This is a genomic window from Achromobacter sp. FW305-C-28 (assembly GCF_058783235.1).
The window spans coordinates 1-8,211 of sequence record NZ_JBYSYL010000025.1 but is presented as its reverse complement, the minus strand read 5'-3'; the positions used below and the strand labels follow the sequence as shown (position 1 = coordinate 8,211).

Sequence of the window (8,211 nt, the reverse complement as noted above, 5' to 3'; positions counted from 1 at the left end):
CGGAGCGAAGGCTCCGGACCGCAATCGTAGCCCCGCCCACCGCACACCGACACCGCCAAGCGCAACTTAAGAACCCATCGCGCAACGAGCAACAACAACCTACCCCGGAACCACAGCCGTAACCTCGATCTCGACTTTCGCCCGGTCCTCAACCAGATCCGCCACTTCCACCGCAGTCATCGCCGGAAAATGCCGCCCGATCAGCTCCCGATAATGCTTCCCGATCTCCGGATAAGCCGCCACATAAGCCTCCTTGTCCGTGACATACCAGGTCATCCGCACAATATGCTCAGGCTTGGCCCCACCCTCAGCCAAAATCGCAACGATATTGGCCAACGTCTGCCGAACCTGATCAGCAAGATCATCCGATTCAAACTGCTGCTGCCCGTTCCAGCCGACCTGCCCCCCCACGAACACCAGCTTGCTCCCCACCGTCATCTCGGTCAGGATTCCATTCGAATAGCCCCGCGGCGCCATCCAATCCGGCGGTTGCAGAATCTTCATAACGTCTCATCCTATTATCAAAAAAACAAATAGCGCGGAATCACTCCGCGGCGACCAGATAAGCCTGCATCCGTTCACGCAGATCGTCCGGCAGCGGCATCGACTTCATCGTCCGCAGATCCACCGTCACGATCGTCAGCGTCGCCGACAGCCGCAATTGGCCGTTCGGCCCTTCGAAGCGCACCAGCGCCTTGAACGACGCCCCGCCGATACGCTGCACCTGCAGCGTCTGGCGCAGTTGCTCGTGCCAGCGGCTGGGTGCGCTGAAATCGCACGTCACCGACGCCATTGGCGTGCCGATATGGCGGTCCACGTGCAGTGCATGAAAAGGCAACCCCATGCCCTTGTCGAACCATTCCTCGACAAAGTCATTGATCATCTCGAAATAGCGAGGATAGAAAACGATGCCCGCCGGGTCGCAATGACGAAAGCGGACTTCGACCTGGCTGATGAAAGGGGCTGCCATGGGATTTCCTTGTGATTCCTTAATACCGGTTCACGCCATCTTGCGCAGCGCAAAGCGTTGCAGCTTGCCCGTTTCCGTGCGCGGCAACGCCGACACGAACTCGATGGCGCGGGGATACTTGTAGGGCGCGATGCTGGCTTTGACGAACTGCTGCAGCGCCGCCACCAGCGCGTCGCCCGGTTCGAAACCCGGCTTGAGCACCACGAACGCCTTCACCAGCTGGCCGCGTTCCTCGTCGGCCGCGCCCACCACCCCGCACTCGGCCACCGCCTCGTGGCGCAGCAGCGCGTCCTCGACCTCGGGGCCCGCGATGTTGTAACCGGCCGACACGATCATGTCGTCGTTGCGGGCCTGGTAGAACAGATAGCCCTCATCGTCCTGCAGGAACGTATCGCCCGGCAGGTTCCAGCCCTTCTGCACGAAACGGCGCTGGCGCTCGTCGGCCAGGTAGCGGCAACCGGTGGGGCCCTTGATCGCCAGGCGGCCCACCGTGCCGTTGGGCACCGGGTTCATGTCGTCGTCCACGATCTGCGCGATGTAGCCGGGCACCACCCGGCCGATGGCGCCGCGGCGCACCGACTCGGGCGGGCTGGACACGAACACGTGGATCATTTCCGTGCCGCCGATGCCGTCGATCATCTCGATGCCGCTCGCTTCCTTCCAGAGTTGGCGGGTGGCGTCAGGCAGCGCCTCGCCTGCCGACACGCTTTTCTTCAGCGACGACAGGTCGAACTTGCCGACCAGCGCCGACATCTGGCGGTAGAACGTGGGCGCAGTGAAAACGATGGTGGCGCGGAAGTCCTGGATCAGCTGCAACAGGCTCTCCGGCGTCAGGCGTTCGGCCAGCACGGTGCTGGCGCCCACGCGCAACGGAAAGCACAGCAGCCCGCCCAGCCCGAACGTGAAGGCCAGCGGCGGCGTGCCGCAAAAGATGTCGTCCGGGCCCGGCTTGATGACGTGCTTGGGGAACAGGTCGCACATCGCCAGCACGTCGCGGTGAAAGTGCATGCAGCCCTTGGGCGCGCCCGTCGTGCCGCTGGTGAAGGCGATCAGGCAGACGTCGTCGGCCGCGGTGTCGCAGGCCGTGAAGTCGTCGGGTTTGGCCGCGGCCAGCGCGTCCAGCGCATCGGGCGCGGAGTCATTGAAGTACATGATCTGCGCCAGTTCGGCGCAGTGATGCTCGTGGCCGGGCTGGGCGCAGAATTCGGCCTCGTCTTTCAGGCGCGCATCGCACAGCACCGCCTGGATCTGTGCCTTTTCGATGATCTGCTTGAGTTCCTTGGCGCGCAGCAGCGGCATGGTCGGCACGGTGACCAGGCCCGCCTTGATGGCGGCCAGCCAGGCAGCGGCCATCATGGGGTTGTTGGGGCCGCGCAGCAGCAGGCGGTTGCCGGGCACCAGCTTCATGTCTTCGGCCAGCACGCGGGCGATGCGATTGGTCAGCGCCGCCAGTTCGCGGTAGGTCATGGTGGCCTGCTTGCCGTCCTGCGGCCAGCGCAGCGCGATGCGCTCGCCGTGGCCGCGCTCGACCATGGCGTCCACCAGTTCCACCGCGCAATTGAAGCGCTTGGGATAGGCCACGTCGGGGCCGTCCAGCAGGAATTCTGGCCATTGTTCGCCCGGGGGCAGGTTGTCCCGGGCAAAGGTGTCGATGTGGGCGGATACTTCCATGAAATTCCCCTTGCTGCTGCGGTGTGGTTGACTATGCGGAAGGCGGAAGGCTCGATGGCCTCTTTACGCCTTCAGCAGTTCGCGGGCGATGATCAACTTCTGCACTTCGGTGGCGCCTTCGTAGATACGCAGCGCTCTGATTTCCCTGTAAAGCTTCTCCACCGGCATCCCCGACACCACGCCCGCGCCGCCGAACATCTGCAACGCGCGGTCGATCACGGTCTGCGCCGATTCGGTGGCCGTCATCTTGGCCATGGCCGCTTCGCGCGTGGTGCGTACTTTCTGCACGTCGCGCATCCACGCGGCGCGGTAAGTCAACAGCGCCGAGGCGTCGATGGCGGTGGCCATGTCGCCCAGCGCGGCCTGCGTCAGTTGCAGGTCGGCCAGCGTCTGGCCGAACATGCGGCGCGACTTCGAACGCGCCAGGCCTTCATCCAGCGCGCGGCGGGCAAAGCCCAACGCGGCGGCGGCCACCGAGGCGCGGAAGATGTCCAGCGTCATCATGGCCAGCTTGAAGCCCTGCCCCGCATCGCCCAGCCGGTGCGACACCGGCACACGGCAGTTGTCGAACGTGATGGTGGCCAGCGGGTGCGGCGCGATCAGCTCGATGCGTTCCGACACCTCGAAGCCCGGGGTATCGGCATCCACCACGAAGGCGCTGATGCCGCGCGCGCCCGGGGCCTCGCCGGTACGGGCGAAGACGCAATAGAAGTCGGCGATGCCGCCGTTGGAGATCCAGGTCTTGGCGCCGTTCAGCACATAGGCGTCGCCGTCCAGGCGGGCCTCGCAGGCCAGCGCGGCCACGTCGGAACCGGCGTCGGGCTCAGACAGCGCAAAGGCCGCGATGGCCTCGCCGCGGGCCACGCGCGGCAGATAGCGCTGGCGCAGCTCGTCAGAGCCCATCAGCGAAATCGCGCCGCTGCCCAAGCCCTGCATGGCGAAAGCAAAGTCGGCCAGGCCTTCGTGGCGCGCCAAGGTTTCGCGCAGGATGCAGACGGCGCGCGAATCGACTTCCGGCAACGCGCCACCCCAGGCGCCGCCCGGGCCGCCCGCCACCGCGTAGCGCAGCCAGCCGGCCTGGCCCATGGCCTTGACCAGCTTCTTGCAGGCCGCGTCCGCATCGTGGTGGTCCACGTCGCTCAGCGCGCCTTCGCACCAGGCGTCGACCTCGTGCGCCAACTGGCGATGGGTCTCGTCGAAAAAGGGCCAGTCCAGCCAGCTTGCGTCGCGCATCATCAATTCCCTTCGAAAACGGGCTTTTGCTTGGCCACGAAGGCCTCGTAGGCGCGATGGAAGTCGCGCGTCTGCATGCAGATGGCCTGGGCTTCGGCTTCGGCCTCGATGGCCTCGTCCACGCCCATGTTCCATTCCTGGTGCAGCAGCTTCTTGGTCACGCCGTGGGCAAAGGTGGGGCCGGCGGCCAGCTGCGCGGCCAGCTTGGCCGCAGCTTCCATCAGCTCGCCCGGCTCGTGCAGCGCATTGAAAAAGCCCCAGCTGGCGCCCTCGTCAGCCGTCATGGCGCGGCCGGTGTACAGCAGTTCAGAGGCGCGGCCCTGGCCGATCATGCGCGGCAGTAGCGTGCAGGCGCCCATGTCGGCGCCCGCCAGGCCCACCCGCGTGAACAGGAATGCGGTGCGCGAGGCCGGCGTGCCCAGGCGCATGTCGGACGCCAGCGCCACCATCGCGCCGGCGCCAGCGCAGATGCCGTCCACCGCCGCCACGATGGGCTGCGGGCAGGCGCGCATGGCCTTGACCAGGTCGCCCGTCATGCGGGTGAAGTCCAGCAGTTCAGGCATGCTCATCCTGGTGAGCGGCCCGATGATCTCGTGCACGTCGCCGCCCGAGCAGAAGTTGCCGCCGGCGCCCGTCACCACCACCACCTTGATGTCGGTCGCGTACACCAGGGCGCGGAACAGGTCGCGCAGCTCGGCGTAGGAATCGAAGGTCAGCGGGTTCTTGCGCTCGGGGCGGTTGAGCGTGATGGTGCCGATCTTGCCGTCGGCCGACACCTGCCACAGGAACGTCCGGGCCTGGTAGCCGGCCAGCGGGCGCTTGTGGTGTTTCATGGTGTGCTCTTCGGGCTGGGTGCTCATGGTGTCTCCGTTCATGAATGCTGGGGATGGGGGCCGGCTCAGCCGGTCATCACTTCACCGCCGTCCACGGCGATGGCCTGGCCGTTGATCGATGCCGAGGCCGGCAAGGCCAGCCAGGCGACCGTCTCGGCCACTTCTTCGGGCTGCACCAGGCGGCCCTGCGGGTTGCGCTCAGCCAGCTTGGCGCGCGCGGCTTGCGGCGTCATGCCGGTCTTGTCGACGATATTGGCCACCGCGCCGCGCACGATGTCGGTTTCGGTATAGCCGGGGCAGACGGCGTTGACGGTGACGCCCTTCTGCGCGGTTTCCAGCGCCAGCGAGCGGGTCAGGCCGATGACGCCATGCTTGGCCGCGCAATAAGCGCTGACGTAGGCATAGCCGATCAGGCCGGCGGTGCTGGCCACGTTGATGACGCGGCCCCACTTGGCGGCCAGCATGCCGGGCAAGGCGGCCTGGATGCAATGGAAGGTGCCGGTCAGGTTGACCGCCAGCATCGACTGCCACAGGGCGGTGTCGGTACGGTCAAAGCGCTGGCTGACGGCCTGGCCGGCGTTGTTGACCAGCACCAGCACGGGGCCGAGTTCGGCCTCGGCCTGGGCGAAGGCCTGGCGGACCGAGGCCTCGTCGGCGATGTCGGCGCTGACCGCCTGCACCTGGCCCAGGCTGGCCAGGCTGTCGACGGCGGCTTCCAGCGCACCGCCATCGCGGCCCAGCAGCGTGACGCGGGCGCCGCGCGCCAGCAGCGCGCGGGCGCTGGCCAGGCCGATGCCGCGGGCGCCGCCCGTCACCAGGGCGTGGCGGCCTGCCAGGGGTTGGGCGAGCGTGCTCATTTGATGTCCAGTTGCGCCATGGCGGCGGCGCGCTCGAAGTTGGTTTCCAGCTGGCGCTTGCCGGCGAAGTACTGGCTGGGCCAGGCCACGTCGCGGTAGCCCACGCGCGCCGATTCGCGCAGCGTCCACGAGGCATCAGCCAGGTGCGGCCGCGCCAGCGCGCACAGGTCGGCGCGACCCGAGGCGATGATGGCGTTGGCGTGGTCGGCCTCGAAGATGGCGCCCACCGCAATGGTGGGAATGCCGGCTTCGTTGCGCACGCGGTCGGCGAACGGGGTCTGGAACATGCGGCCGTAGACGGGCTTTTCTTCCTTGCTGACCTGACCCGACGAGCAATCGATCATGTCGGCGCCGGCGGCCTTGAAGTGGCGCGCGATCTCGACGGCGTCGTCGGCGGTGATGCCGCCTTCGACCCAGTCGCTGGCCGAGATACGCACCGACATGGGCTTGTCTTCAGGCCAGACGGCGCGCACGGCGTGGAACACTTCCAGCGGGAAGCGCAGGCGGTTTTCCAGGCTGCCGCCGTATTCGTCGGCGCGTTGGTTGGTCAGCGGCGAGATGAAGCTGGACAACAGGTAGCCGTGGGCGCAGTGCAGTTCCAGCCAGTCGAAACCGGCCGCCTGGGCACGGCGGGCGGCAGCCACGAAGTTATCGCGCACCTGGTCCATGTCGGCGCGCGTCATGGCGCGCGGCGTGTCCGACACGCCTTCGATATAGGGCAAGGCCGACGCCGACAGCAGCGGCCAGTTGCCTTCGGCCAGCGGGTGGTCGATCCTCTGCCAGCCCAGCTGGGTGGAACCCTTGCGGCCGGCATGGCCGATCTGCACGCCAATGCGGGCGTCGCTGTTGCCGTGCACGAAGCCGACGATGCGGGCGAAGGCCTGCTGCTGCTCGTCGTTCCACAGCCCCGGGCACCCCGGGGTGATGCGGGCGTCAGGCGACACGCAGGTCATTTCGACCATGACCAAGCCGGCGCCGCCCATGGCGCGCGCGCCCAGGTGCACCAGGTGGAAGTCGCCCGGCACGCCGTCGGCGCACGAATACATGGCCATGGGCGACACCAGGATGCGGTTCTTGAGCCGCACGCCGCGCGCCTGGTAGGGCGTCAGCATGGGCAGCGGCGGCCGCTGGCCGGCCGGCGCCGGCGTGCCGGCATGCTCGGCGATCCAGCGCTCGAAGCCTTCGAGCCAGGCCGGATCGCGCAGGCGCAGGTTTTCGTGCGAGATGCGCTGCGAACGGGTGAGCAGCGAGTACGCGAATTGTTCGGGTTCGAGTTCGGCGTAGCGTTCGACGTTTTCGAACCACTCGGTGGAGTTACGCGCGGCGTTCTGAATTTTCAAGACTTCCACGCTGCGCACGTCTTCGTAGTGCTTGAGCCCGCGCTCGACACTGCCTTCGGCGCCGCTCAGGCAGCGCGCCAGTTCGATGGCGTCTTCCAGGGCCAGCTTGGTGCCGGAACCGATGGAGAAGTGGGCAGTGTGGGCGGCATCGCCCATCAGCACGACGGGCACGGCGCGCTTGCCGCGGGCGGTTTCAAGCGGGTTCCAATGCACCCAGGTGTTGCAGATGACGCGCGGAAAGCGAATCCAGATGGCCGAGCCGCGCAGGTGCGAGGCGTTGCTGATGAGGGCATTGCCATCCAGCCAGGGCGCGAACAGCTTTTCGCAGTAGGCGATGCCCTCTTCCTGGCTCATCTGCTCGATGCCGGCGGCCTGCCAGGTTTCTTCGGGTGTTTCGACGATAAAGGTCGACATGCCGTCTTCATACCGATAGGCATGGGCCTGGAACCAGCCATGCTCGGTCTGGACGAAGGCAAAGGTGAAGGCGTCGAAGACTTTCTTGGTGCCCAGCCAGACGAAGCGGCAGCGGCGCTGGTCGATGTCGGGATGGAAGGTGTCGGTGTAGCGGGTGCGGATCTGGCTGTTGATGCCGTCGGACGCGATGACGAGATCGGCATCGTATTCACGGGCAATGGCCTGGTCGTCCTGGACGAAGTTCTCGAAGACGAGCTTGACGCCGACGTCTTCGCAACGCGCCTGCAAAATATTCAACAGCTTCTTGCGGCCAATGCCGATGAAGCCATGGCCGCCGCTGCGAATGCTGCGACCCTTGAAGTGGATGTCAATATCATCCCAATGATTGAAGGCATCGCCAATGGTCTGCGCGGAAACCGGATCCGCCTCGCGCAGGTTCTGCATGGTGGCATCGGAAAACACGACGCCCCAACCAAAGGTGTCATACGGACGGTTGCGCTCGATGACGGTAACTTCGTTGGCGGGGTCTTGCAACTTCATGAGCAGACCAAAATACAAGCCGGCGGGACCCCCACCAATGCAGACTATTTTCATTGCCGTAATGCTCCATGAAGGGCGATCTGCGAGTGACGGGATCGCAGCTTTTTAGGTCTTGATAGTTTAGGCTTGAAATATATACCTGGATGGGGAGGATCGCAAATGGGGGAAACGTTTAGTTGAAATGGGGACGGGGCGTTGGGGTTTTTTGCGGGGGTTGTGGGGGCTGGCGGAGGGCGGTCTTCGTGGGTCGTCCCTCGCGGCGGTGGCATGCGGGGCGGGCGCCCACGATTGCGGTCCGGAGCCTTCGCTCCGGACTTCCCCTTCGTCATCGTCGTCCGCCTTCGGCTCCCTCT

The 8,211-nt window shown here is 66.1% G+C and carries 7 protein-coding genes; all 7 read right to left on the bottom strand.

What is annotated here, in order from left to right; all coding sequences use genetic code 11:
* Positions 1–99: 99 nt before the first annotated feature.
* The 7 genes from AC3WMR_RS30585 to AC3WMR_RS30555 all read right to left on the bottom strand — a co-directional run bounded on the left by AC3WMR_RS30585 (position 100) and on the right by AC3WMR_RS30555 (position 7,912).
* Positions 100–504 (bottom strand): RidA family protein, encoded by a 405-nt coding sequence (locus AC3WMR_RS30585; protein ID WP_199168735.1) that lies wholly within the window; start codon positions 502–504, stop codon positions 100–102.
* A gap of 40 nt (positions 505–544) precedes the next feature.
* Complete coding sequence (locus AC3WMR_RS30580; RefSeq protein WP_492266965.1) at positions 545–970, bottom strand: acyl-CoA thioesterase; 426 nt, start codon at positions 968–970, stop codon at positions 545–547.
* 30 nt (positions 971–1,000) lie between these two features.
* Positions 1,001–2,641, bottom strand: coding sequence for an AMP-binding protein (locus AC3WMR_RS30575; RefSeq protein ID WP_492266966.1), 1,641 nt, complete (start codon positions 2,639–2,641; stop codon positions 1,001–1,003).
* Between the two features lie 63 nt (positions 2,642–2,704).
* Positions 2,705–3,874: an acyl-CoA dehydrogenase family protein gene (locus tag AC3WMR_RS30570; protein WP_492266970.1), complete on the bottom strand. Its 1,170-nt coding sequence runs from the start codon at positions 3,872–3,874 to the stop codon at positions 2,705–2,707.
* A 2-nt stretch (positions 3,875–3,876) separates the two neighbouring features.
* Positions 3,877–4,734 carry an enoyl-CoA hydratase family protein gene (locus AC3WMR_RS30565; protein WP_492266967.1) on the bottom strand — a complete coding sequence of 286 codons (858 nt, stop codon included), beginning with the start codon at positions 4,732–4,734 and terminating at the stop codon, positions 3,877–3,879.
* Between the two features lie 38 nt (positions 4,735–4,772).
* On the bottom strand, positions 4,773–5,564 hold the full coding sequence (locus AC3WMR_RS30560) for an SDR family NAD(P)-dependent oxidoreductase (protein WP_492266968.1): 792 nt from the start codon (positions 5,562–5,564) through the stop codon (positions 4,773–4,775).
* Positions 5,561–7,912: a bifunctional salicylyl-CoA 5-hydroxylase/oxidoreductase gene (locus tag AC3WMR_RS30555; protein ID WP_492266969.1), complete on the bottom strand. Its 2,352-nt coding sequence runs from the start codon at positions 7,910–7,912 to the stop codon at positions 5,561–5,563. The genes AC3WMR_RS30560 and AC3WMR_RS30555 overlap by 4 nt, the downstream gene beginning before the upstream one ends.
* Positions 7,913–8,211: the final 299 nt, after the last annotated feature.

Bases quoted from the DNA above. Each gene is read 5' to 3' on its own strand.
- AC3WMR_RS30580 (WP_492266965.1), bottom strand. From the start codon at position 970: ATGGCAGCCCCTTTCATCAGCCAGGTCGAAGTCCGCTTTCGTCATTGC.
- AC3WMR_RS30565 (WP_492266967.1), bottom strand. From the start codon at position 4,734: ATGAGCACCCAGCCCGAAGAGCACACCATGAAACACCACAAGCGCCCG.
- AC3WMR_RS30555 (WP_492266969.1), bottom strand. From the start codon at position 7,912: ATGAAAATAGTCTGCATTGGTGGGGGTCCCGCCGGCTTGTATTTTGGT.
- AC3WMR_RS30560 (WP_492266968.1), bottom strand. From the start codon at position 5,564: ATGAGCACGCTCGCCCAACCCCTGGCAGGCCGCCACGCCCTGGTGACG.
- AC3WMR_RS30585 (WP_199168735.1), bottom strand. From the start codon at position 504: ATGAAGATTCTGCAACCGCCGGATTGGATGGCGCCGCGGGGCTATTCG.
- AC3WMR_RS30570 (WP_492266970.1), bottom strand. From the start codon at position 3,874: ATGCGCGACGCAAGCTGGCTGGACTGGCCCTTTTTCGACGAGACCCAT.
- AC3WMR_RS30575 (WP_492266966.1), bottom strand. From the start codon at position 2,641: ATGGAAGTATCCGCCCACATCGACACCTTTGCCCGGGACAACCTGCCC.